General features: G+C 48.7%; 13 protein-coding genes. 5 read left to right on the forward strand and 8 right to left on the reverse strand.

Annotated elements, in window-relative coordinates; translation table 11 throughout:
• Nucleotide 1: 1 nt before the first annotated feature.
• The gene (locus EXU85_RS03365; protein WP_142770716.1) at nucleotides 2-3,259 is read right to left on the reverse strand and encodes a C25 family cysteine peptidase; all 3,258 of its coding nucleotides are present in this window, start codon (nucleotides 3,257-3,259) and stop codon (nucleotides 2-4) included.
• A gap of 341 nt (nucleotides 3,260-3,600) precedes the next feature.
• On the opposite strand from EXU85_RS03365, the gene EXU85_RS03370 reads away from it, so the two are divergent.
• Nucleotides 3,601-3,831 carry an outer membrane beta-barrel protein gene (locus EXU85_RS03370; protein WP_246859417.1) on the forward strand — a complete coding sequence of 77 codons (231 nt, stop codon included), beginning with the start codon at nucleotides 3,601-3,603 and terminating at the stop codon, nucleotides 3,829-3,831.
• Between the two features lie 96 nt (nucleotides 3,832-3,927).
• On the opposite strand, the gene xylA is transcribed toward EXU85_RS03370, so the two are convergent.
• Nucleotides 3,928-5,259, reverse strand: coding sequence for a xylose isomerase (gene xylA, locus EXU85_RS03375; protein ID WP_142770717.1), 1,332 nt, complete (start codon nucleotides 5,257-5,259; stop codon nucleotides 3,928-3,930).
• 290 nt (nucleotides 5,260-5,549) lie between these two features.
• Nucleotides 5,550-6,251 carry an NUDIX domain-containing protein gene (locus tag EXU85_RS03380; protein ID WP_142770718.1) on the reverse strand — a complete coding sequence of 234 codons (702 nt, stop codon included), beginning with the start codon at nucleotides 6,249-6,251 and terminating at the stop codon, nucleotides 5,550-5,552.
• Nucleotides 6,252-6,990: 739 nt separating this feature from the next.
• Between EXU85_RS03380 and EXU85_RS03385 the strand changes: the two genes are divergently transcribed.
• The 4 genes from EXU85_RS03385 to EXU85_RS03400 all read left to right on the forward strand — a co-directional run bounded on the left by EXU85_RS03385 (nucleotide 6,991) and on the right by EXU85_RS03400 (nucleotide 13,025).
• Nucleotides 6,991-8,010, forward strand: coding sequence for a LacI family DNA-binding transcriptional regulator (locus tag EXU85_RS03385; RefSeq protein ID WP_142770719.1), 1,020 nt, complete (start codon nucleotides 6,991-6,993; stop codon nucleotides 8,008-8,010).
• Between the two features lie 143 nt (nucleotides 8,011-8,153).
• Nucleotides 8,154-10,109: a sialate O-acetylesterase gene (locus tag EXU85_RS03390; RefSeq protein ID WP_142770720.1), complete on the forward strand. Its 1,956-nt coding sequence runs from the start codon at nucleotides 8,154-8,156 to the stop codon at nucleotides 10,107-10,109.
• Nucleotides 10,110-10,246: 137 nt separating this feature from the next.
• Nucleotides 10,247-11,797 carry an acetylxylan esterase gene (locus EXU85_RS03395; RefSeq protein ID WP_142770721.1) on the forward strand — a complete coding sequence of 517 codons (1,551 nt, stop codon included), beginning with the start codon at nucleotides 10,247-10,249 and terminating at the stop codon, nucleotides 11,795-11,797.
• A gap of 172 nt (nucleotides 11,798-11,969) precedes the next feature.
• Nucleotides 11,970-13,025, forward strand: a complete 1,056-nt coding sequence (locus EXU85_RS03400) for a glycoside hydrolase family 43 protein (protein WP_142770722.1) — start codon at nucleotides 11,970-11,972, stop codon at nucleotides 13,023-13,025.
• Between the two features lie 286 nt (nucleotides 13,026-13,311).
• On the opposite strand, the gene EXU85_RS03405 is transcribed toward EXU85_RS03400, so the two are convergent.
• The 5 genes from EXU85_RS03405 to EXU85_RS03425 form a co-directional block, all read right to left on the reverse strand.
• On the reverse strand, nucleotides 13,312-15,489 hold the full coding sequence (locus tag EXU85_RS03405; protein WP_142770723.1) for a glycoside hydrolase family 20 zincin-like fold domain-containing protein: 2,178 nt from the start codon (nucleotides 15,487-15,489) through the stop codon (nucleotides 13,312-13,314).
• 41 nt (nucleotides 15,490-15,530) lie between these two features.
• Nucleotides 15,531-16,328: a polysaccharide deacetylase family protein gene (locus tag EXU85_RS03410; protein WP_142770724.1), complete on the reverse strand. Its 798-nt coding sequence runs from the start codon at nucleotides 16,326-16,328 to the stop codon at nucleotides 15,531-15,533.
• A gap of 481 nt (nucleotides 16,329-16,809) precedes the next feature.
• Nucleotides 16,810-20,202, reverse strand: coding sequence for a VCBS repeat-containing protein (locus tag EXU85_RS03415; RefSeq protein ID WP_142770725.1), 3,393 nt, complete (start codon nucleotides 20,200-20,202; stop codon nucleotides 16,810-16,812).
• A gap of 219 nt (nucleotides 20,203-20,421) precedes the next feature.
• A complete protein-coding gene (locus EXU85_RS03420; protein WP_142770726.1) occupies nucleotides 20,422-21,963 on the reverse strand; it encodes a RagB/SusD family nutrient uptake outer membrane protein in 1,542 nt (513 codons plus the stop codon).
• 35 nt (nucleotides 21,964-21,998) lie between these two features.
• A complete protein-coding gene (locus EXU85_RS03425; RefSeq protein WP_142770727.1) occupies nucleotides 21,999-25,133 on the reverse strand; it encodes a TonB-dependent receptor in 3,135 nt (1,044 codons plus the stop codon).
• Nucleotides 25,134-25,537 lie beyond the last annotated feature (404 nt).

The raw sequence follows: 25,537 nt of genomic DNA on the forward strand, positions 1-25,537 counted from the left end.
ACTAGGGTTGCCAGATCACCCTACCTGTATGTGTCTCTGTTCGACCGTCTTTCCAGATTAATTGGAGCGAGTACGGGTAAAGACCCGGATTAACGCCTTGCCAGAGCAGTGAATTTTTTCCGGTTGATACAGAAAAGCTATCGGCAAAAACCTGAATACCGGCCTGATTGTAAATAGTCAGCCGCGACTCAACGGGCAGCTCCTGCACATTCAGGCTGAGGTCAAACTTTACATATGTACTGGCCGGGTTAGGATACGTACGCAACGTAATGGTCTCGTCATTGGCCAGCGTGATGATATCGAGCGTATACGGTGGTTGGGTTCGATTGCCTGCCGCATCTTTTCCGAATACAATAAGCTGGTAGGCTCCCCCCGCTTTAAGTGACAGATTTGTGATGACCTGGAGCTGGTTGGCCGAAACCGCCGAAACAGAAAATGACTGCGACGATAGCTTTTGGGGATTACAGGTTGTGCAGCTTTTTAAGTATACGTCAACGGCCGTGGTATCCTTTGGTGAAAGCGGATTTTCGTCCTGAATGAAAATCTCTACCTGTGGATTCATCCGAACAACGGCCTGATTTTCTTTAATGGCTCCATCAATAAATACATTGATTTGAGGGCTAATGCGGTCCAGGAGCGCTTGAATGGGGTAGCTTGTGCCGTTTTGAGCCTTTGCCCAGTCAATCGTTAAACTAGCTGTATTATTCGTTTTGCTGAGTTCGGTTAGCTGATTGGTTGGGTCAATGGCTACTTCGATCTTCTGGAGCGTTTCGTCTTTAAGCATCGTGTATACCAGCGTGTCGCGGTAGCGAAAGGCGTTGAGCCCTAAGGTACTGGTCGTGGCAGCCGCACTAGTCGTTTTTTTGAGTGATACCGATACCGACTGACCTGCAATGTACTTGCCTAAGTTCGCCAGCGGAATCACGACCCGAATCGAATCACTGTTTTTGAGTGAACTCCCCACCACCGACGATTGAATATAGATGCCCTTTGGATCAACCTTAAAATCGGGGTTGGGCAAGGGGTAGAGGACAACCGCCGGATCGCCCTGTAAAATCATTTCCAGAGATACCGATACATTATACGGATCGGCACTCTCTTTTTCGAGGGCTAAATTTACCTGTTGCTGCACCTTGCCAAACGACATTCCCAGCGATGTAGGATCTGTATACAGAATCGAATAGAGTTTTTTCAGGTACAGCGTTGTTGGTTCCTCGAAACTCCAGTAGGAGTGTGCCAGAACAACGGCGGCTCCTTTATTAGGGGTCAGCAACCAATCGGTAGATAGTGTGTTGAAATTAGAAAAAATCTCGCCGACACCGCAGCCGTTAAAAATCATAAATGGGTACCGCTTATTGCTGAATCCGTTTTCGGGCGGTGAGGCAAATCCAAAATTCATGTCGGTAACGGCCGGTCCGGCATGGCCAAAAAACGTAATTAAGCTCACACCGTCATTAACTTGCGGAGTAATGTTTGTCGGCTCTACTTCATTGGTTGTGCTTTTACTGAACGCACTAATTTCACCCCCCAGTTGGCCATTGGTGTAAATGGTACCAATTGTAGTCAGCGCAGAACGCAGGCTTTGGGCTTCGTCCAGTGTTTTACCCCCACTGATATGAATGATATGTTTTCGCCAGAGGTCATTCGGCGTAGCGCCTTCCAGTTGCTTTACTTTATCCAGATAAGCGAGCACCTGATCATTTGTCGTCACGTTTAAGCGACCGGTCGGCAGTGCTGGTGTATTTATCGGGTAGCCGCTTAGGCCTGCTGTTAATAGAATATCCGATCCTGGATAGCCAATCGTTGGTACCAGATCGTCGGGTGTTGTTTTGACGAAGTAGGGGTAACTACACGCCCGGCCAACTAATAGCAGGTGTTTTACTGCCGAATTCGCCAGCATATAATCCGCAAACCGCCGAAGTGCCAGCGGGCTTCGTTCGCCGTAATTAAACTGATCGTACAGGGAGTCGGCCTCAACAATAAATGGCTTATGGCTGCCTCCAGCCTCCGATGCCCGGTAAGCCGCATACGTTTGCGCCGACTGTTTGAGTGATGCATGGGTAATAATCAGATACGTGGCCGACTGCGGAAACGTAGTCGGAAAACGGGCAGCCTGAATAGCCAGGGGTTTAAGCGTACGGCTGGTTACGAAAATATCCCGCTTTACGGTTGTTCCATCCACGACAACCAGTGTTTGACCGCCCGACGGTTGGGCGGCTACGTATTGGCAATTGGTTTTATCTGTAATGTCATAGGCAATGGATGCCTGAGGTGCATTTTTTATAGATAGTAAGGCTGTCTGACGTGGGTTTATCGGCACGTGAAATACCTTATCTGACTGGCCTGCCATATCCAGCGCTTGTGGATAAGAAACCTTTACGTAGGTAATGGAGAAGTTGTTTGTGTAGTAAATCTTTTCGGGAGAGAATCGTAGGCTAAGTTGTTCGTTCTGAAGCGTTGCCGGGCTAATTGTTGCCTGAAAGGTTTGTGACGCGAATCCGAATATGTTCAGGGTGGCTATAGCTGTTGTGGGAGAGGCATCTACCTGTATTCGATGGGTATTATTATCGCGGCCATTTACCATGCCCTCCAGTGCAATAGGTTGGGAGGACGTGGTTACCCGATTCGTTAAATTTACCCGGACTGTACCAATCGAATCTTTCGTGAGCATTGGCCCCGACCAGCCTTCTCCCGGTTCGAAGTAACTTTGCTGGAGAGCGGGTTCGATGCCTTTTAAGTTGTTAAACGTATAGTCGCTGGTAAAGGCCTGTACCGTTTCTTCGATATGGAATGCTTCTGGTGTAAGGCCCTGGGCAGATTTGTTCAGTTCTGGCATCCGTTTTCCAGAAAGCGCCGGGCTGCTAGTCAGGAAATAGGCGGTCTTATCTGAAAATAGCGTTTGATAGGGATGTAATCGCTTTTGCGGGCGGTATAGTAGTGAATCCTGACTGCCATCATTGCCTTGTCCATAGAATTCAACATAATCCTGTGCATCGAACACACCATCCTGCTGGCCTACTACCCGAATAGCTAGTTCTTTTCCTCTAAAAAACAACTGCCAGTTTGCCGGATTTGTCTGGAGGAACGAAGGGTCAGTGGCTTTAATGTCCTCATAATTTACCCTATAGACGCCCGTCTGGTTTACGGAGAATTTCAGGTATTTCTGGTTCGATTTAATCCATTCATTGCCGAATACAGACTGAGCCTGCACGGCCAGGCAATTCATGATGAACCCAATGAGCAGTAATCCTTTTTTCATCCGAAGCGTTTATTTCCTAACGTTTAGTCTGGTACAGTAGGTATGATTAAGTAATCATGACTACTTCAATAAGTCGTCTTTTCTATAGTGTATCTATAGAATGGCCTTGTCAAAGATAAGTAATCCTTTAGTAGCGTAAAATAGCGATGTTCTCTGGAAGATTAGTTTACGAATTCGTGCTGATGTATAGCTATTGTGTAAATCTTGGTAACTAATTAAGCTGATAAAATTTTAAGGTAGTCTTTAGCCTCATCTAGAGACGTAATGATACAGGTACGAATGATGGTAAAGCGCCCTCGCTGCAGGGCTACCGACAAGCGGTACGGGGTGTCGATTTTGCAGTGAGGAAAGGCTTCTGGGCGAACCGGGCCAGCGTTACGTTTTCGGTCAATGACATGTTCAACTCCCGCCGATTTATCAGTATCTATGACCAACCAGGTGCCTACCAGGTATCAATGAACCGCCGGGAAGTACGCTTCTATAAACTGTCAGTTCAATTGCCGCTCGGTAGTGATTCGTCTAAACGCAGTCAGCGTAAAATGGAGCGGCCAGACGTAGATTTCAGCAACTAGCGTTTCTGTAAGTTCAGCGTCAATGATGTAGCTCAATTCTGACTGCTGTTGCTAGTAAATAGGCGAGCAGCAGTCAGAATTGAGCTACAGAGGGTATTAGATATACTGATTAATGATACTTTCCAGCCATTCCTGCTTGCCGCTGCGGAGTTGTGGTTCGCCGTTTTCCAGCGTGTAGCTGCGTAGGTCTTCCAGCGTTAGTTTGCCTTCTTCAAACGCTTTACCCTGACCACTATCGAACGATGCGTAACGCTCTGTGCGGAATTTGAGGTAATCAGACTCTTTCAGAATAGCGTCGGCTACGATAAACGAACGGGCAAAGGCGTCCATCCCGCTGATGTGCGCTACGAACAAATCTTCGAGATCCGTTGAGTTACGACGTACTTTGGCGTCGAAGTTGATACCGCCGGGCTTAATGCCACCTGCCTGATGGATCACCAGAGCAGCTTCTACTAATTCATACAGATTGATCGGAAACTGGTCGGTATCCCAGCCATTCTGGTTATCGCCCCGGTTGGCGTCGATGCTGCCTAACATGCCCGCATCAGCGGCTACCTGCAATTCGTGATCGAAGGTATGACCCGCCAGGGTTGCGTGGTTTACTTCAATATTTAACTGAAAATCTTTGTCCAGACCGTACTGACGCAGGAAGCCAATAACTGTAGCGGCATCGTAATCATATTGGTGCTTGGTTGGTTCCATCGGTTTGGGTTCGATGAAGAACGTTCCTTTAAAGCCCTGCTTACGCGCATAATCGCGGGCGATGGTCAGGAACTTCGCCAGATGTTCGACTTCCCGACTCATATTGGTGTTCAGCAGCGACATGTAGCCTTCACGACCACCCCAGAACACGTAGTTTTCGCCACCCAGCGCAATCGTTGCATCGATTGAATTTTTCACCTGTGTTCCTGCATAGGCTAATACGGCAAAATCAGGATTGGTCGATGCCCCGTTCATGTAGCGAGGATTGGAGAACACATTGGCGGTTCCCCACAGCAACTTCACGCCACTGGCTTTCTGTTTCTGCTGACCGTATTCGACAATAGCCTGCAACCGTTTTTCGTATTCGGTAGCCGTTGGTGCTTCATCGACCAGATCGACATCGTGGAAACAGTAGTAGGGTGCGCCAATTTTGGTGATAAACTCAAAGGCGGCATCCATCTTCAATTTAGCCCGGATGTTCGCGTCATTGTCCTGATCCCAGGCGAAAACACGAGTGCCCGGACCAAAGGGATCACCACCCGTTCCGGTGAATGTATGCCAGTAGCTAATGGCGAATCGCAACTGCTCACGCAGGGTTTTGCCGTTAACGACTAGATCAGGATTGTACCATTTAAAGGCTAATGGATTTTTTGATTTTGGCCCTTCGTAAGCGATGGTGCCGATACCTTTGAAAAATTCCTGGTCGCCCAGCGTGATTGTTGACATGAGTTTAGACTTGATAAATTGAGCGTAAAAGCTACCTGATTGTTTAGTAGTGTAAAACTGACACTTATTAATTAAACGTCAAAACGACACGTAAAATTATTTTTAAGAATATATTGCCTGAAAACGTATTTTTCTGTGGTGTCAGTTTCTAAAAACTGACATTGTGAGGTTTCTTAAAACCTCCTTTGCGAGCCAGTAACGAGGTTTTAAGAAACCTCGCTGTGTCAGATGTAAGCATCTGACACCACAAAAGAGGACAAGTTTTCTGATAATAGGCTGAATTCAAGAGTTTACAAAATGCTATCCGAATTCGGAATGAAATTCAGGAAGGAAGACGTAAGCTGTTGATATTTAGCAGAATCGACCTGATAGTAATAAGCGCCTTTTCGGGAGAACCCCTTCTGTTTCTCCTCTAATTTGATGAGCAGGTTCGTCGACAGGATTTTCCGGCTGAAGTTTCGTTTGTCAAAATCAGTGTTATAAATGGCATCATACAACTTCTTGAGTTGAGGGAGCGTAAACTTTTCGGGGAGTAGCTCAAACCCAATGGGGTGCTGGGCTGCTTTATAGCGAAGTCGCTTGATGGCTAAGTCCACCATATCACCGTGGTCGAACAGCAACGGAGGAAGGTCATAGATAGAGAACCATCGGGCCTGGAATGTCTCCGAAATTTTTGATTCATAATCAGCCACTTTGACCAGCGAAAAGTAGGCCACTGAAATCGTGCGAACAATGGGATCTCGGTGGGGCTCTCCAAAGGCATACAACTGTTCAAGGTATACATTGGTCAATCCCGTCAGATCAAACAGAATTCGGGCGGCTGCCTGTTCCAGACTTTCATCGGGCTGAAGCCACCCACCCATTAATGACCAGGTCTTCTCTTCAAGACCTCGTTTAACCAGCAATACTTTTAAGCTCTCCCCATCGAAACCGAAAATGATGGAATCTAGGGCCAGCAAATACGGATGCTGTTGTTTATACTGTTCAACCATTGACAATTGCCTGCAAAATACGACGGTAAAATCGTATGCAAGCTACATAATTCAGTTGCTTAGTTCGTCAATTTCAGAAACCAATCTGAATTAAAAGTACCCATACGTATAGGTTACGTAAAAAACGGAACCCTATAGCTCTATAAAAACAATCCTCCTGCCAGATAGCAGGAGGCTGTAGCGTCAAACCTATGATAAAGAGAAAAAGAGGGGCTTCGCTTGATGAACAAAACAGTGCTTGTGGATGCATATACCGTCAGCCGGTGCCATCTTAAACCTCACAACGTCGGTTAAAGTAACCAACGCCACGTCCATTTGCTGTAACAGCTCCCTCCTGGAAGGGAGCTTGTATAGGACTAAATTCAGACAAGACTAGGTTTATCAGTATTATCGGTATAAAGTTCCTCATTATTTTAATAGTTGCAACCGATTGCAGAAATTTTCAAAAAAAATCTAGATTTGTAATACGATTACACGGGTATTTTACGGTACGTTCTTAGTTAGAGAGTATTAGACTATCTCAATCTTTAGGGCCAACCTAGATTTAGGTAAAACATCCTGATTGGCAGTGCAATCGGGCTTATAGATCTTGATGAGATAATGTATTGATTAGTAATATGTTATTTTCTTGTAAGCGGTTGTTGGTAAGTTTAGTTACTTCATGATTCAACCGATTGCAAAGAAGAGAAAAACGAATAGTAGGAGTACCTGACAATATATGCCCGCTGTATAGCTCACTATGGAAAGAGAAACAACCATTTACGATATAGCCCGATTATTAAATCTATCTGCTGCAACGGTAAGTAGAGCGTTGAATGACCACCCGGCCATTAACAGCAATACAAAACAGTTGATCAACAGTAAGGCGGTGGAAATGGGTTATCGCTCAAACACCTTTGCGAGCAACCTAAGGCGGCAGCAAACCAGAACGATTGGCGTTATCGTGCCCCGGCTGGACAGTTCGTTTATGTCGACTGTACTGGCCGGTATGGAAAAAGTAGCTAACGAGGCTAATTACAACCTGATTATCAGTCAGTCGCTTGAATCATCCAAAAAGGAAATGACCAATGCGAAAACGATGTTTAATAGTCGGGTCGATGGATTGCTCGTTTCACTAGCGTCTGATACCGATAACCTGGACCATTTCAATACGTTTTTTCGCAAAGGCATCCCCATGATTTTGTTTGATCGGGTGATGCAGCAGAAAAACTGCACCAACATTGTGATCGACAACCTGAAGGCAGGCTATGAAGCTACCACCCATTTACTGGAACAAGGTTGCAAACGGATCATGCACGTAACGGGAGGCATCAAACGAAATGTGTATGCCGATCGGCTCAAGGGCTATAAAATGGCGTTGCTCGAACATGGGCTTCCGGTTGATGATGAGCTGATTAAGTTGACAAACTTTACCCGGCAGGATGGGCTTGATGTGGCCAGCGACATCGCCAAAATGCCTTCGCCCCCCGACGGTCTTTTTGTCGCCAGTGATTTGTGTGCGGCCAGTTGCATGGGCGGCTTACGGAAACATGGCTTTTCGATTCCGAAGGATATTGCCGTAGTGGGTTTCAACAACGACCCCATTGCCCAATTAGTGGAGCCCAACATGACCACGATTCACTACCCCGGTCAGGAAATGGGTGAAATCGCGGCCCAAAGCTTAATCAACCACCTGAACGGGCTATTGCGAATCAGCACGACCAATACCATTCTCTTAAACTACGAATTGATCGTCAGGGAATCATCCCGGCGGATTTAAATACATCTAGTTAAACAAAAATTTTAACCACAGAGGCACGGAGAACACAGAGATATAAAAGAGTGATTTTTAGTTGTTTAATCTCTGTGTTCTCCGTGCCTCTGTGGTTAAAATCTATTTTTGATCAAGCACTCGTATTTGTTATGAAATTCTATTTATCTGTCCGGTTACGAGTTGCATATGTTGTGATTTTCCTCTTGGCTTGTCAGACAGGCTTTGCCCAGATTCGACTTCCCAAATTGATCAGCGATGGCATGGTGCTGCAACGTGATGCTAAGCTAAAGGTATGGGGATGGGCCAAAGCTGGTGAAAAAATTACGGTACAGTTTAAAAACAAGAACTATAAAGCCGTAACGGATGCCAACGACAAGTGGCAGGTTGAGTTACCCGCCATGCCAACAGGTGGTCCCTTTACCATGGATATTATTGGGAACTCCCGGATTCAACTACGTGATATCCTGATTGGGGATGTCTGGTTTTGCAGTGGACAGAGCAACATGGTTCACCAGCTCAATATTCATGATGTGACGTATGCGAAAGAAATTGAAGCGGCTAACTATCCACACATACGACAATTCTGGGTACCCACCACGGCCAATCTGCAATCACCCCAACCTGATCTTCCGAATGGTCAGTGGAAATCGGCTGTTGGCCAGGACGTTCGGCCTTTTTCTGCCGTGGCTTATTTCTTTGCCAAAAAGCTTTACGCAACCTATAAAGTACCCATCGGGATTATCAATGCGAGTGTGGGTGGTACGCCCATAGAAGCCTGGATAAGTGAAGAAGGATTGGCTGATTTTTCTGACCTCAAAACCATCGTTTCGACCAACAAAGACACCGCCTACGTCAATAGTGTAAACCGGAAGCAGCCAATTCGGCCAACGCAGCCCGCAGATCTAGGGTTAGTGGGCAATACAAAATGGTTCGATGGCTCGTACACGCCTAAAGGCTGGCGTACGATCAATATTCCGGGTTATTGGGAAGACCAGGGCCTAAAGGATCTGAACGGCATAGTCTGGTATCGGAAAGAAACTGAGGTGCCCGCTTCAATGATGGGCAAGCCCGCCAACGTTTTCCTGGGACGGATTGTGGATGCCGATGAGCTCTATATCAACGGGAAACAGGTCGGAAAGACTACCTATCAATACCCACAACGTCGGTATAAAGTGCCTGCTGATGTCTTGAAAGCCGGTAAAAATGTGTTTGTGATCCGGGTTACCAATACCTCGGGCAAAGGTGGATTTGTCCCCGACAAACCCTATTGTCTGTTCGCGGGCGCCGACACCCTTGATCTGAAAGGAACCTGGCAGTATAAAGTGGGTACGGCCTACCGGCCATTCTCAGCAGAAGGCTTGGCTGGGGGCAACCCTGCCGGGGGAATCAATGCCCAGAATCAGCCAACGGCGTTGTACAATGCCATGGTAGCCCCGGAAATAAACTATGCCATCAAAGGGGTGTGCTGGTACCAGGGAGAAAGTAATGCGGGTAAACCCCAGGAATATCAAACGCTGCTGCCTGCGCTAATTAACGACTGGCGACGCCTTTGGAAACAGGAATCGCTGCCTTTCCTGTATGTGCAACTGCCCGGATTTATGGAGTACAACTACCAACCGTCAGAAAGTAGTTGGGCCATCTTGCGGGAAGCGCAGCTCAATGCCTTGAAAATACCCAATACGGCTATGGTCGTGGCAATTGACCTGGGCGAATGGAATGATATCCACCCCGACAATAAAAAAGATGTGGGCGAGCGACTGGCCCTGACCGCATTAAAGACGGCTTACCATGAAAACCTCGTTTCGTCGGGGCCGATCGTTCAATCGGTAACCATTGACGGAGGCAAAATTGTGGTCCGATTTACGAACGTCGGTGGTGGGTTGATCACGAATGATGGGGAAGACCTGAGTGAATTTGCCATTGCCGGTAGCGATAAAAAATTCGTTTGGGCAAAGGCGAAGATAGAAGGCGATAACGTGGTGGTGTGGAGCGATGAAGTGCCTACACCCCTCTACGTCCGATACGCCTGGGCCGATAATCCCGTTAACCCGAATCTCTATAATAAGGAGAAACTACCCGCATCGCCATTCCGAACAGATAACTAAGTAAATGAACAATGAACAATGAACAATGAATAATGATAAGTTGTTGATTACCAGTATGATGACTGTGAATTTTACATTATTCATTATCCATTATTAATTGTGCATTTATTTAACTACATTCCTAACCCCCAGCTTATATGCAGAAGTATCTGACGTTTGTGCTGCTCATGTTCCTTTCCTTCGGGGCTGTAGCACAACAAGCCGCCATCGACAGCAGCAAGTATCCTCCGCTTAAAACGTGGACGGCCCAGCAGGATCAGGCTAACATGATGCAGCAACTGGGTATCAAAAAATTAAGGCCCGGCCCAAGTCCCAATGAGTCAGAACCGAACCATGCCAATTACGATGAGGCACTGGCCGATCCCTGCCCACAACTCCCCGATGTACTGACTACCCGAAACGGGAAGAAAGTGACGACGCCCGATCTGTGGTGGAATCAACGCCGTCCTGAACTCATCGAGGATTTTGAAAAAGAAATGTATGGTCGGGTGCCTAAACATGTTCCCAAAGTAAACTGGACCATAAAAGTTACCGATAACGAAATTGTCGGTCGGATTCCGGTGGTGGCGAAGCAGTTGATTGGCCGGGTCGATAACAGCGACTACCCGTTGATAAGCGTGAATATCAACATGGTGCTGGTATTGCCGCAAAATGTAAAAGGCCCGGTGCCGGTTATGGTGATGTTTGGCTTTCTCCCCCCGGCGTTGCCGGCCCCAGCGCAACCTTCGCTCGCCGACATGGAAAAAATCAATACAGTGTTCAAGGAAATGATGATCAAACAAAATCCGGAAATGAAGACCATTTTCGACCGGTATCCGGCTTATTCTCCTATCACAAGGCTGCCTGGTCCCAATTTCTTTGCCCCCGCCCCAAACGGCGATTCACCGCCTACCGAGCAACTGTTGGCAGCAGGATGGGGATATTGCACTTTGGAGACGAGCAGTATTCAGGCCGATAACGGTGCCGGTCTTACCCGAGGTATTATCGGGCTGGTGAACAAAGGACAAGCCCGAAAACCGGACGACTGGGGTGCGTTGAGAGCCTGGGCCTGGGGCGCATCTCGTGCATTAGATTATTTAGAAACAGAACCACAGGTAAACGCCAAACAGGTTGGTATCGAAGGAGTTTCCCGATATGGGAAAGCAGCCCTGGTAACGATGGCCTTCGACCAGCGTTTCGGGATGGCTCTGATTGGTTCATCGGGAAAAGGGGGCACAACGCTGCAACGGCGCGTTTTTGGCGAAGCCGTAGAAAGTCTGGCTAATAGCGGAGGCTATCACTGGATGGCGGGTAATTACTTGAAATATGCTGCCGATGAATCGTCATTTGGCCGCAAAACCGGTTGCGATCTTCCTGTCGATTCGCATGAGTTGCTGGCGCTGTGTGCGCCACGTCCCACGTTCGTCAGCTATGGCATACCGGAAAAAGGCGATGCCAAGTGGCTCGACCAAACGGGGAGTTACAAGGCTACGGTGGCCGCCGGGCCAGTATTCAGGTTGCTGGGAGCCCGCGATCTGGGCGTGAGTGCCGATTACAACACAGAGAAAATGCCACCTGTACTCACAGGGTTGATGGAAGGCGATCTGGCCTGGCGACAGCACAATGGAGGTCATACCGATGCGCCCAATTTCCAATACGTCATACCCTGGGCAAACAAACTGCTGAAGTATGAACGGGTTGCCAAATAACGCTCAGACAAGTTTTTTCTGGACAGGATTACAGGATTAACAGGATTGCGATTGCTAATAATCCTGTTAATCCTGTAATCCTGTCCAGAAATAAGCACAATCTGTGTCCATAATTAACCCAATTAAACTTGTCCTATACACTAAAGTCCCCTATTTAAATAACCCCTGTTTTATGTTTATCTCGACTAAAAGAACCCTTGTTGCCATCGCGTTGGTTGGTGTTGGCATCAACGCTGGTATTTGCCAGACAACAGCCCCAGCTAAGCCCAAACCGCTCGTTACCGATATCTACACGGCTGATCCCTCAGCGCACGTGTTTAACGGGAAGATTTACATTTATCCATCGCACGACATTGAAGCTAATGTGCCGCAGGACGACGAAGGGGGGCATTTCAACATGCGCGACTACCACGTTTTTTCGATGGATAACATCAATGGCAAGGTAACCGATCACGGCGTTGCACTGGATCTTAAGGATGTGCCCTGGGCGGGTCGGCAGATGTGGGCACCCGATGCGGCTTATAAAAATGGAACCTACTATCTCTATTTTCCCGTAAAGGATAAAGAGGACGTGTTCCGCATGGGTGTAGCAACGAGCAAATCGCCGACAGGGCCCTTCAAAGCCGAACCGGCTCCCATTCCCGGCAGCTATAGTATCGATCCTGCCGTTTTTACGGATAGCGATGGCAAAACGTACATGTATTTTGGTGGTATCTGGGGTGGGCAGCTTCAACGCTGGTATACAGGCAAGTATGACAAAAGCCTGAAGACCGATTTAGGGAAAGACAAGGACAATGAACCCGCGCTGAGCGCTAAGGTTGTGCGGATGAGCAAGGATATGCTCAAATTCGACGAGCCGGTTAAAGATGTAAAAATCATTGACAAGAACGGGAAACCACTGCTGGCGGGCGACCATGACCGGCGTTTCTTTGAAGGGGCCTGGATGCACAAGTACAACGGGAAATATTACTTCTCGTACTCAACCGGCGACACGCACTTTCTGGCCTATGCCACCAGTACGTCACCCTATGGCCCCTTTACTTATCAGGGTACATTCATGAAACCCGTAACGGGCTGGACGACTCACCATTCCATTGTTGAATTTAAGGGGAAATGGTACATCTTTTACCACGACGTCGAGTTATCGGGACAAACGCACTTGCGGAATATTAAAGTACGCGAGCTGAAACGGAAGGCCGATGGATCGATTGAGATGATTACACCCTAACGGCATTTACTTTTGTCATACTGACGAAGGATGCAACTTAAAGCAGACTGATTGCCTAGCTAGGACATGAGTATTTCAATTTAACCGCAGAGAACGCTAAGGCAACTCCGCAAAGAGCGCGAAGAGGTTGCGTGAATTTATTTGAGACCTTTGCGGAGATGCCTTAGCGTTCTTTGCGGTTAAGCTAAAGCTATAAAAAATAAGTTTAAACAGATTCCATATTGAGTTGCTTCCTTCGTCAGCATGACAAAAAATAAACTACTTGAGTTAGGCTCAAATCTACCCCTTACTTCCCCGTAACAAACTGGGCTTTCTCAGCGATCTCAATATCCTTCGCTACCTCAGGGCGAAGTTTCTCCCAGTGAAAGCGGAGTTTATTGTTCTCCGCCCAGGTGTGGCCTTTCTGTTCCGTCAGATGCACCAGCGGCATATCGTTATATAGCGGTCGGGTGATGGTAACCACTTCATCCCAATAGCGGAGAGCAGCTTTCAAGTGCTGAATAGCCGCCTGTTTTTGAGCTTCCTGCCCCGAGGTACGGTACGTTTGCAAGGCTACAGCTGCCTGTAATTTTTCGGCAACATGCAGACCCAGATTTGACCAGACCTTAACATCGGCAACTTCATACTGCAAGGATCGATTCGCTGAGGTGTTTATTGGTTTTACAAGTTGCAGCGCCTTCTGACAATCGCGTTCCAGCATCCTGGCCAGAATGGGTGGCGTAATTTTGTCCGCCCCAAATGAACCCCCAGCCGTTGTCGTTTTGACGTAATCACTGACGGACACATAGGTTGGGTCAAGTGTGGGCTGTGTGATCTGCTGATTGACAGAGATGTAAGAAACGTTCTTTTGCGCATCAAACGCCATCATCCCTTCGCTGTAAAGCGAAAAGTCCCAGGTGAAGTCGATTGCAGACGCCAGCCGTAGCGGGGTTGCAGAGGCCAGGGCGTAAGCTTCCAGTAACGAAGCTGCCGATGCACCGTAACGACGAATAAATTCGGCGTTGAATAGCGCGTTGGGTGTGGCGGGATTATAGAGCAAACGTCCCCATAATTTGTAAAACAGCCATTGCCGTTCAAACGCGTATTTCCAGTTAACGGGAGCGCTGGGCGTGGTAAAATAGTCTTTGGCCGGAATGTAGGTTTCCGAACCCAGAAAATAGCCACCCACATACGACTGGTTGTTGGCGGCAATATGCGCCCGGACAAAATCGGGGACACCCCAGCGCAGGCAAAAGAAATCTTCGTTACGAACTGTCCAGGTAATTTTGTAGGCGGTTGGGTCTGGTTTAAAATACGTATCATACAGTTTCCCGCCATGTACTTTCACTAGTGTGGGCGTCGAGTGCGCGTGCGACCAGTTATACTTTAAATCCGCCCAGATTGGCCCTTCAATGAAGTCTAAATTCCCTTCCCTCTCAATGGATTTTCGGGTTAGTTTTTCGGTCTCAATACTCGTAACGCCTAACGAACCGGTTGTACTGGAAAACGGAATCCGGTGAATGAGCTTGGTTTTCCTACCTGCCTGCCGCATTCCGTCAAGGATCGTTGCCTTCATCCAGTCTTCGCGTTGTTGTGGCGACATACCGCCCATAGCCTCCCCCAATGTCAATCCAAATCCAGTCAGTTCTGGGTATTCCCGAAGCACCTGCGTGACGCATTCCCGTGTGTACTGCTTGACAATGGCCGAGGTGTCGCCGTCGATAAAGTGATGATGATCCAGGTTATTTAGTCTGGGATTTACGTTGTAGGCTTTCGAAAATTCGGGGCTGGTGAAAATATTAAACGGAACCAGATACGTGTCAATAGCCCGCTCGTGCGCCATCCGAAAAATCGCATGGAACAACGTCTGCCATTCCTTCATCTGCTGCTCGTTGAACGGCGTGGCCTTCGGGAAATTCGTTGGCCTGATCATGAATGTATATGGATGCAGATTCCATAAACTCAGCGCATTGAATCGATTGGCGACCATCATATCCAGAAACGCTTTCCAATAGAGGGTGTCCCGACAGGTTTCGTAATGTAGATCGAGGGCGTCACTATGGCGGTATGTATCCCAGGGTAAATCGAACTTAATGGCGCGTAGCGGTAAATGCGGTTGTTCGGTTCGGGAGCTAATCGCGTTCAGCGAAACGCCATTCTGCACATCCTCGGCTACCGAAAGCGCTCCATAAATCAACCCCCGAACATCACCACCGGTAACCGTGATGCGGTCATTTTTCCGTTCGAGCGTGTATGATTCCGGACCTACGTTTACCTTAACGGAAGCTAGCTGAATGGTATATGTAGCTGTGCCCGCATCGTTGGTTATAATGAATTTGCGCGCACGAAAGGCTTTGGTAAGCTGCTCGGCTGCATACCTGCTTTGCGGAGACGGTTCCGTTTGCTGAATGAATACGCGCTGGGCAACACTGTGGAGCGTAACGCTGATTGACAGGAGAAGCATGGTAAGGAGCTTGATTTTCATGGCCAGGGTAGGATAGTACGAACGTAGACGTTTGCGCCATCCTATTTCTGTTTTGATTGATGAGCCTTGGTGTATTGGGCTACGTCCATGAATGGCGCTACCCAGATAGTCGAAGCGTTCTGTTTGAGATACCCTACCAGCTTGTTGTGCTCGGCCAGTGCGACATTCAACGAGTGCCCACCACCCACGCCGTGAAACAGAAAAACAAGCAGCGAATTGCTGGCTTGTGCCTGTTTCACTAACTCAATCATCTGCTCACCGGTCTGGCCATTAATACCGTACGCCCCAATGTCTGCCAAATTGATTTCGGTTATTTTCTTCATCTCGCTTTTGGTCCCTCGGGCGGCCACAAAATCGCCCTCTACGGTTTTGTAGTAATCAACGTCGCCAATTTTGGTGTCGCCACAGGGGTAGGCAAAGGTTCGGGTGCTTTGGCCATCGAGGGTTTTAAGCAGGATGTTGGTCATCCTCATTTCGTCGGTCATTCGCTGAACCGTGTACTTGCTCAAATCATTGGCGGGCTTCACCCACTCGCGGCCAGGGGTATTGCCTATGCACGGATGAAATAGCGTATGATTCGCTAACTCATGACCGTTAACGGCCGCTGCTTTCCAGCGGGCTATGTTGTTGGCAAAGCCGGGGAAATAGCCTGATAAATAGAAGGTTCCTTTCAGTCCTAACGAGTCCAGAACCGGAATGACATTATCCAGGTGCACTTCTAAGGCATCGTCGTAGGTAAGCACTATGGCACATTTTTTACCGTTCCAGACGGCTGAGTTTTGTGCGAATGTTAGCGTGTATGCAAAGATGAAAGAGCAGAGTAAGATTGTTTTTTTCATAGGTCGTAAAGTTTTTTCTGACAGGATTTACAGGATTTCTTCTGTCTCCCGACGTTCCGACGTTCTCGCTTGGCTTTGCCGAGTGAGGGCTATTGGTTCAAGGGCCTCTGGCCGGTCGAGGTAATAAACTAAAACGGGCCAGAGGCCCTTGAACCAATAGCCCTCACTCGGCAAAGCCAAGCGAGAACGGGGGTATGTTTTTGACAGGATATTAAATCCCTCTGTGATGTCAGGTGCTAATACCTGACACCTTAGGTTTCTCAAAACCTACTATTCTCCGACGTTCTCGCTTGGCTTTGCCGAGTGAGGGGTATTTTTTTAACGGCCTCTGGCCGGTCAATGCAATGCACTAAAACGGGCCAGAGGCCCTTGAACCAATAGCCCTCACTCGGCGTAGCCAAGTGAGAACGGGGAACGGGAGCTTGTCGGCTTTAAGAAGCCGACACAACCGAAAAAATCCTGTTAATCCTGTCAAAAAAAATCATTTTCTCCTTGGCAACAGGCATTTATTTAACCGTAATCCCTGCGAGTTGACTACTGTTACAAGTAACATTTCCTTGTTTTTACTCTTCATTAACACCGACGACCGGGCATCTCCCCGAATCAACAGGCCGCTTTCGGCTGGATTTAGGGGTTTGAAATGACCGTGACCGTCGCCCAGCAGCACCGCACCCACCGACGCATCTTCGCGACCCATGTTCACTTCGTTGGGATAGAAATTGCCTGTTAACACGGCATCCAAATGGCCGTCCTGGTTAAAGTCATGCACCACAACGCCAAAAACGGGTGATTCTTGAACGATTTGCGGTAAGGCATGAACGACGAATTTACCATTACCCTGATTCTCAATATAGGCACTTTGCAGATAGGTCGCCTGTGCCTGATAAGCATCCTGCCGATCATCGTCAGACAGCAGTTCATCAAACGTTACGGCTGCGTACTCTGCGAACCGCTGGTATTTTCGTCTGAACTGGATAACCTGCTGATTCAGCGCATCGCGCGGTACGGCTGGATACGAGACTCCATTGATGTAATAACCCATCAGTGGGTCCATGGTCCCGTCTTTATTGAAATCTTTGGCGATGATGTTAACGGGTTCGTCCGCTGAAGCATGATAAAGCGTGTTCAGTCCTTCGTTGCCAGCGATGTAATCCATATCGCCATCGTGGTCAAAATCACCTTGTGCCAGACTGTTCCACCAACCCGCGGTGTTTGGAATTTGGAGGAGCGATGAGGTCGCCTTAAAGCTGCCTTTCGTGTTTTTGTAGATAGTTAGGGGCATCCATTCGCCTGCCAGCATGAGGTCAGCCCAACCGTCGTTGTCGTAATCGGACCAGAGTGCTGAACAAACCAGACCTGCCTGCATTAGCGATGGGCAAAGCTGTTGGGTCACATCGGTAAAGTGAGCGCCTTGTGGAGATGAGTCGTTGCGCAATAAGTAGCTCCGGGCGGGTAGGGGATACTGGCCGGGAATCTGGCGACCGCCTACGAACAGATCGAGATCATTGTCGTGGTCGAAATCATAGGCAACTACACAGGAACCACTGCCGGAAACATCGGGTAACGTAGTTGTGGGGGCCAGGCTAAAATCGCCCTTGCCATTGTTCAGGTATAGCTCATCCTGATAAACTGCTTTCTCAGTGACCGGTCGTTCGTTGCTGCCATATACCACATATAAATCAAGGTCTTTGTCGCCGTCGGCATCGAAAAACAGCGCACTTGTGGCTTCCTGGGTAGCCTGAGCCGGAAACGGTCGTTTAACAAAACCACCGTTCGCAGTTTGCGCGAACAGGCAAGCCGGACTTCCCCGATACGATCCACCTACGAAGCAATCATCCAGCCCATCACCATTGACATCACCAACGGCCAGCGCAAAACCCGAACGCGACAGCATTTTATGCATGGCCGCCGTTTGCTTAAAATCGACGAAGTCCGATTCCCGATGCACAAAGTCGATTGGGTACGAAGCTGTTACGTCCGAAAAAAGCGTTGATTGCGGAGCAGCCGGAGTTGGGTTTGTCGTTGCTGTTGCCTGCTGATAAAAAAATGTAAGTGTCTGATTAGTTGTAAGCTGGCGTCTGGTTTCGGTACGCCCACCCGGCCAGTCAATTTGTAGGGAATCAATCTTGTCCTGCTTACCTAGCCCAAAATGGAGCGCAGGTTCTACTGAAGACAGGTATCCGCGCACCACCGATAATTCCTGGTATTGCATCTGACCCGCTCGCCAAAGGGTAATTTTGGCCCCTATGCCCTGACGATTGGCCGAATTGCCCTGGAGGTTGATGGTCAAATAATGCTGAGAGGGTGACTGCTCACGACTTCGGTTTCGATAGATAAGCGCTTCGGCATCTACGTTGTTGATTACGAGATCCAGGTCGCCATCGTTGTCGAAATCGGCGTAGGCAGCCCCGTTTGCAAATGATTCGGTATTGAGGCCCCACTGCTTAGAGACATCGGCGAACGAGCCATCCCCTTTGTTGCGGAAGGCGTAATGCGCGAGCGGAATCTCGGGTACTTTTTCTAGTAAATCGAGTCGTTTTTTCGTGTTGTATTCGGTGGTGCCGAAGCCGGAGAAGTCTTCGGTAAAGTTGATGAAATCGCGGTCGGTGACGTTTTTGCGATAGCCGTTGGTGATATACATATCGTTCCAGCCATCGTTGTCGTAGTCGGCCAGGAGGGCCGCCCAGCTCCAGTCGGTTTGTGCCACGCCCGCCATCAAGCCAACCTCACTGAACAGGGGTGTGTTAGGACCGGCCAGATTGCCCAAATTGAGTTGGAGGGAATTGCGCATGTACTGCATCTGATTGCCGTAGGGTGCAGAAACGCTCATTTCTTTGCGGTCAAAATCCTGCCCGTTCAGCATCATTTTGAGTCGTTTATTTTCTTTCGGCAGCATGTCCAACTGCATCAGATCGGGTCGGCCGTCGTTGTTAAGATCGGCCGCATCCACGCCCATGCCATACATACTGGTGTGAGCCGTAGCCTGTTTGATAACGTTGGTGAAATGGCCGTTTCCGTCGTTCTGGTACAGAATATCGCTGCTGGTAAAATCGTTGGAGCAGTAAATGTCCGGGTAGCCATCTTTGTTGAAATCGCTGATAACCAGGCCTAATCCAAGTTCGTCGTAGGTGATGCCTGCCTGCTGCGAAACGTCGCGAAAAATGGGATGTCGGGCTGGGCCAATACCTTCGTTCCGATAGAGTTTTCCGGTACTCGGATGTGTTCCGTCTGAAACAACCGGGCGAAGGTGAGCGGGATTTTGATAATCGGGAGCGGTGTTGAGCAGGAAGACGTCTAAATCGCCATCGAGGTCGTAATCGAAAAAAGCCGATTGTGTGGTGAAGGATGGATCGGCCAGGCCGTATTCAGCCGCTAGTTCTTTAAAAACAGGTTTGCCATTCGTAAGCCCCTGATTAACAAATAATAGATTCTTCGTTTGTTTCAGTGCCGGATGGCTTGCCACCGAAATATACAGATCCAGCCAGCCATCCTGATTAATATCCGTAACCACCACGCCCGAACACCACCGATCGGTAGTTAACCCAGCCGATTCGGTAATGTCGGCAAACTCAAAACTGTCTTTAGATTGTTTTCTCTGATTCAGATACAGGCGGGAACTGACCTGATTGCCGGTGAAGAACACATCGGGGAAACCATCGTTATTAAAATCCCCAATGCCAACGCCCCCACCATTGTAGAAATTGGTGAACGTAAAGCCGTTTAGCTGTTCGGTTGGGGTCAGCGAATTTGCAAACGTTATATGCGTCTGGGTACTGGGAAGCTGCTCAAAGAGGGTAGGAGCGGACTGCTGACAGGCCGTGAATACGCTGCTGAGACTGCCAATCCAGATAACCTGTAACCACATCTTTTGCATAAAACGGCTTGTTGGGTTGTGGGGTCAGTTTCTCAAAACCGACACTGCGAGGTTTCTTAAAACCTCATTTATACTAACTAGAGAGGTTTTAAGAAACCTCACAGTGTCAGATGTTAGCATCTGACACCACAGACGCAAAAATGAATAATGGATAATGTACAATGAATAAGTAGCATCGTAGCGTTATCCATTGCACATTATCCATTATTCATTAATTACTTAATAACCAGGATTTTGTCCTTTCAGGCCGATGTTCGGGTTATTGTCAATTTCCTGTTGGGGAATCGGCAGTAACTCGTGTTTGCCCTTCTGGAAATAAGCAATGGGTTCGGTTTTGAGCTTGCCCAGTTTCCGCCAGCGCAAAATGTCCCGGTTCCGGATTTCCTCGCCGTTTAACTCAACCCGGCGTTCGTGCATAACAGCAGCCAATACCTGATCTTTTGTTGTAACCGGGTAGTTCGCTGTTGGGTAAGCGGGCATCGCCACGCTGGGGCGGCTCCGAACCATATTCAGGTACGTAACCGCGCTGGCTGTATTGCCTAACTCGTTTTCACATTCAGCCATCGACAGGAGCGTTTCAGCATACCGCATAATGCGCTGGTTAATGCCCCCGGTTGTTGAAACTCCCGCTTTGTACATCAGCGTAAACTTCCGCCAGCTTATTTTTTGCACTTTGCCATCAACTGTCGAGCTAAAGCCGTTTTGCACATCATCCGTCAATGTACTCTGACCATTGTTGAATTTATCGCCCGTTGTGTACACCGACTTAGCATAACGCGGGTCAGTTTTCGCATCGCCCTTGCTGGTTTTTTCGAACTCAGCCAGCAGGCTATTCGACGGAATGATGTTACGCCAGCCGATACCCGAATACTCCTGGGTCCGAACAGTTTCTTCACCCGCCGAAGCCCCATCGGCGTCGGTGTTCCAGTTGAACGTGCCACCCGACGGCAGGAAGTTGACTTCCCAGATCGACTCTTTGTTGAACTCGGTTTCCTCAATGAAATTATCGTTATACTCATCCACCAGTTGATAGGTGCCCGAGCTGATTATTTTCTGTAGCTCCGTTTTGGCGTTGGCATAATCGCCCTGTTGCATATACACGCGAGCCAGCAACATCGTAGCCGCGCCCTTCGTAGCCCGGCCCTGATTGGCTGCATCATACGTAGCCGGAAGCGCATCCTGAGCTGCTTTCAAATCAGCGATAATAAAGGCGTATACATCAGCCTCTGGCGAACGGGCCGCCGAACCTGACAGTGAGGTAACGTAGTTTTTGTAGAGTGGAACGGCACCCCACAGACTCACCAACTCGAAATAGGACCAGGCGCGTAAAAATTTGGCCTCGCCGGTTGCCTGAGCAGCTACGCTGGCCGTTAGCGTAGACGCCGAAGCCGCGGCCTTATCAACGACCACATTGGCCCGGTGAATAACCCGGTAAGCGCCCGTCCAAACGGAACTCACCAACGAGTTTCCTGTGTCGTGAACACCCGTCAACAACTGGTTCCGGGGCGTTTCGAGTTGGCCACCGCCCGCCGATACATCGTCGGAACGAAGGTCTTCGGTAAAGAACCACTCACGCGCTATCAGATTAGTCGATTGAAGAGCCGCGTAGATACCATTCGTGGCGCTTTTTATCTGCACGTCGGTTTTAAAGTAACTATCGGTAGTAACGGCGTTGGGGTTGAGCTGATCCAAGCTCTTGTCGTTACACCCAACCGTCATACCCAGGAGTAAAGCGCTGATTAAAAAATACTGTCTTTTCATGGAAATAATAAGATTTGAGGTCGTCGAAAAACCAATTAGAACGTGAGCTGAAGACCAGCCAGAAAGGTGCGTGCCTGTGGGTAGTTGGCATAGTCGATGCCGCTCCGTAGCAGCGTTCCATTACGCGAACCAATTTCTGGGTCGTAGCCTGTATACTTGGTCAGTGTCAGCAGGTTCTGGCTAGAAACATACACCCGAACTTTGCTGACGACACCACTGGTTAAGCTGCCCAGCGTTTTGACGGGTATCGTATACCCAATCGTCAGGTTCTTGATCCGCATATACGAACCATCTTCAATGAAGCGGTCCGATGTACGGCTGTTGTTGTTCGGATCTCCGCTTACTGCCCGTGGTACATCAGTATTGGTGTTGGTGGGTGTCCAGGCATTCAGGACAGCCGTGCCCGCATTAAACAAGCGAAGCATGCCTTGCGTAACCACTTTTGTGCCGTTATAAATCTTATTGCCCTGAACGCCTTGCAGATAGAGCGTAAAGTCGAAGTTTTTATAAGAGCCCGTGAAATTAGCGCCGTAGTTGAATTTCGGTAGGTAGCTGCCTAAGTACGTCCGGTCGTTGGCGTCAATTTTACCGTCACCGTTGAGGTCTTTAAACTTGATATCGCCCGGTGCCGCCTTATCCTGGTACAAGGTCTGGTCATTTCCATCGATGCCATTTGCCGCATTGATAGCGGCCTGACTCTGGAAAATACCATCGACCTGCCAGCCATAGAACGACTGAATGGGTTGCCCAACTTCGGTCTTGGTAATATCGAATCCGCCGTAGTCCGCATTCTGGCCTGCGTAAATGGATGCCGTTGGCGTGGCCAGACTCAGCACCCGGTTGCGGGTAATCCCTACGTTGGCCGATACATTCCCCCGGAAATCACCCTTCGCGTAATTATAACCTGCCTGAAATTCGTAGCCCCAGTTTTTCATGCTACCAATATTGGCAACGGGCGCATTGGTGTACCCAATGGAGTTCGGAATTGGAACAGCCAGAATCAAACCATCGGTAAAGCGGTTGTAGATTTCGCCGGTGAACGTAATGCGGTTATTGAACAAGCCCACATCCAGGCCTACATTGACCATGTCGGTAGTTTCCCATTTCAGTTCGGTATTGCCCAGCGAGTTGAAATAGGAGCCTAACCCATTGGCGCTACCAAATGGATAAGCCGTGGCATCGGCCTGTACCAGCGATTGCCAGGCATAGTTGTTTATGCCATTGAAACCGGTCCGGCCGTAGCTGGCCCGCAGTTTTAACTCAGAGAGTTGCGGCATGCCTTTCATGAAGCTCTCCTGATTGATACGCCAGCCTACCGATGCCGATGGGAAGTTCCCCCACTTATTACCGGGGGCAAACAACGAGGACCCGTCCCGGCGAATCGAAGCACTCAGCAGGTACTTACCTTCGTAATCGTAATTGATACGACCTACATACGAAATTAAGTCTGTTTCGGCACGAGTGCTGGTGATGGACGGGTTGCTAACACCTTGAATGACATCGAGATCGTTGTTGGGTCGGGTACCTGAACCGGTCAGACCCGTAGACAGTACCTTCTGCGTTTCGGCCACTGCCAGCACGCTGAGGGAGTGTTTTCCAAACGTTTTATCAAACGAAAGCTGATTCGTAATTGTCTGGGCGATGTTTGTATTGCGTACCTGCTGCACAGTGGCGGACGTACGCTGCACGTAGCCATCGTTGTAAATTGGATTAAACGTGCTACCGTTTGAAAAACCTAAATCGACCCCGTAATTAAAGCGGTATTTCAGAAAGCTGGTAAACCGGACATCGGCGTAGACCGTAGCAAAAGCTTTCAGGAATTTAGTTCGGGTAACGTCCATGGCTGGGGCGCGGAGCGGGTTTTCCGGGTCAGAACCGTCAAGGGCCGTTGGCGCACTATATCCACCTACTTTCGTAGGGTCCATTGTCGGCCAGTAAGGCATCATCCGAATGGCATGCATTAACTGTGACCGATCGCCTGTAGTTTCGTTACGCTGGTTGCTATAGGCAGCGGTCAGTGTCTGGCCAATCGTCAAAAACTTGGCTACCTGGTGATCGGAATTCAGGCGTAAAGAGCCTCGTTCAAAATCGCTCCCCCTCATAATACCGTCCTGTTTGAAGTAACTCCCCGACGCGAAGAAACGGGAAACCGTGTTGCCGCCAGACAGCGAAATCTGATGTTGGGCGATGGGGGCATTCCGGAAAAGCTCGTTCTGCCAGTTCGTTTCGGTTTGGGCAAATGTCTGCGTTGCCCCAGCGTAAATAGGCTGATTCAAATCACTCAAACGACCCGGCGTTGGGATTCCGGCGTTCGAGGTGAGCGCTTTAGCATATTGCACATACTGGTCACGGTTGAGCACATCCACTTTATGCCAGGCACTTTGTGTACCCACGTAGGAGTCGAGGGTAATGCGTACTTTGCTGTCCCGGCCACCTTTTTTGGTTGTAATCAGGATAACACCATTCGATGCCCGTGAGCCGTAAATGGCCGCCGAACTGGCATCTTTAAGTACTTCCAGCGACTCAATGTCGTTGGTATTGAAGCTGTTGAGATCGCCCGTAGGTACGCCGTCGATGACGTAGAGAGGCCCCGATGCGTAGTTAATCGAACCGACTCCCCGAATCTGTACAATAGGCGACGTTCCCGGTCCTCCGTTGTTAACAACCGATACACCCGGCACCCGTCCCTGCAAAGCGGATGACACGTTCGGTACGGGCAAAGCTGTTAACTCTTTAGGTGTTACGGTCGAAACGGCTCCCGTTAGTGACGACCGCCGTTGGGTACCATAACCCACCACAACGACCTCTTCCAGTGAACCCGCATCAGCCTCCAGCGATACATTGATCGTGCTCCGATTGTTAACGGGAACTTCCTGTTTTTTATAGCCAATGTAGCTGAATACCAGGACCGAGCTTCCATTTGGAACATCAATCCGGAAAGCACCACCTGCATCACTGGCAGTGCCCCGCGTAGTGCCTTTAATCTGGATATTTACCCCGGCTAAGGGGCTTCCTTTTTCGTCGAGAACGGTACCCGTAACGAGTTGGTCGGCAGTAAGTGGCTTGTGGGCCCACGCGCTTGGTATAAGTGTCGCTATAAGTACGAATTGGTAGAGTCCGTGACGCAAAAAAATGCGTAATAGACTACGTAACTGTAGTTGATTTGACATAAATTTGAAGGTTTGTCGGTTAAGAAACGGCAAAAAAATCCCTGCATCCGAACCGGATGAATTTTTCGCAGGAGAAATGGGGAAAGTTTGGAAGTCAGTGATGTTGGCCCATCACTGGCTTTTTTTATGCGGTTACGTGTTTTGTCATAGGCTTAGGGAAAGGGTGGTTGGAAGAAATTGGTTTGGTTATGGATGTATAGTGAGTTAATAAGGTTAGCTTATAAGTCCACTTTTATAGGTGAATCGTATGCTACTATTTTTCGGTTTGATCCTTCAAGTCAGAATCAGTTGGCCATAAATTGATGGCTATTGGCACCCGAGTGCTTAAAAGTGTTTTTCGAACACGATCTACTCAATAATACTATTATTACTTACATTAGTACAAATATCATAAATAGTGTTTT

It is taken from the genome of Spirosoma sp. KCTC 42546 (assembly GCF_006965485.1).
GTDB lineage: Bacteria > Bacteroidota > Bacteroidia > Cytophagales > Spirosomataceae > Spirosoma.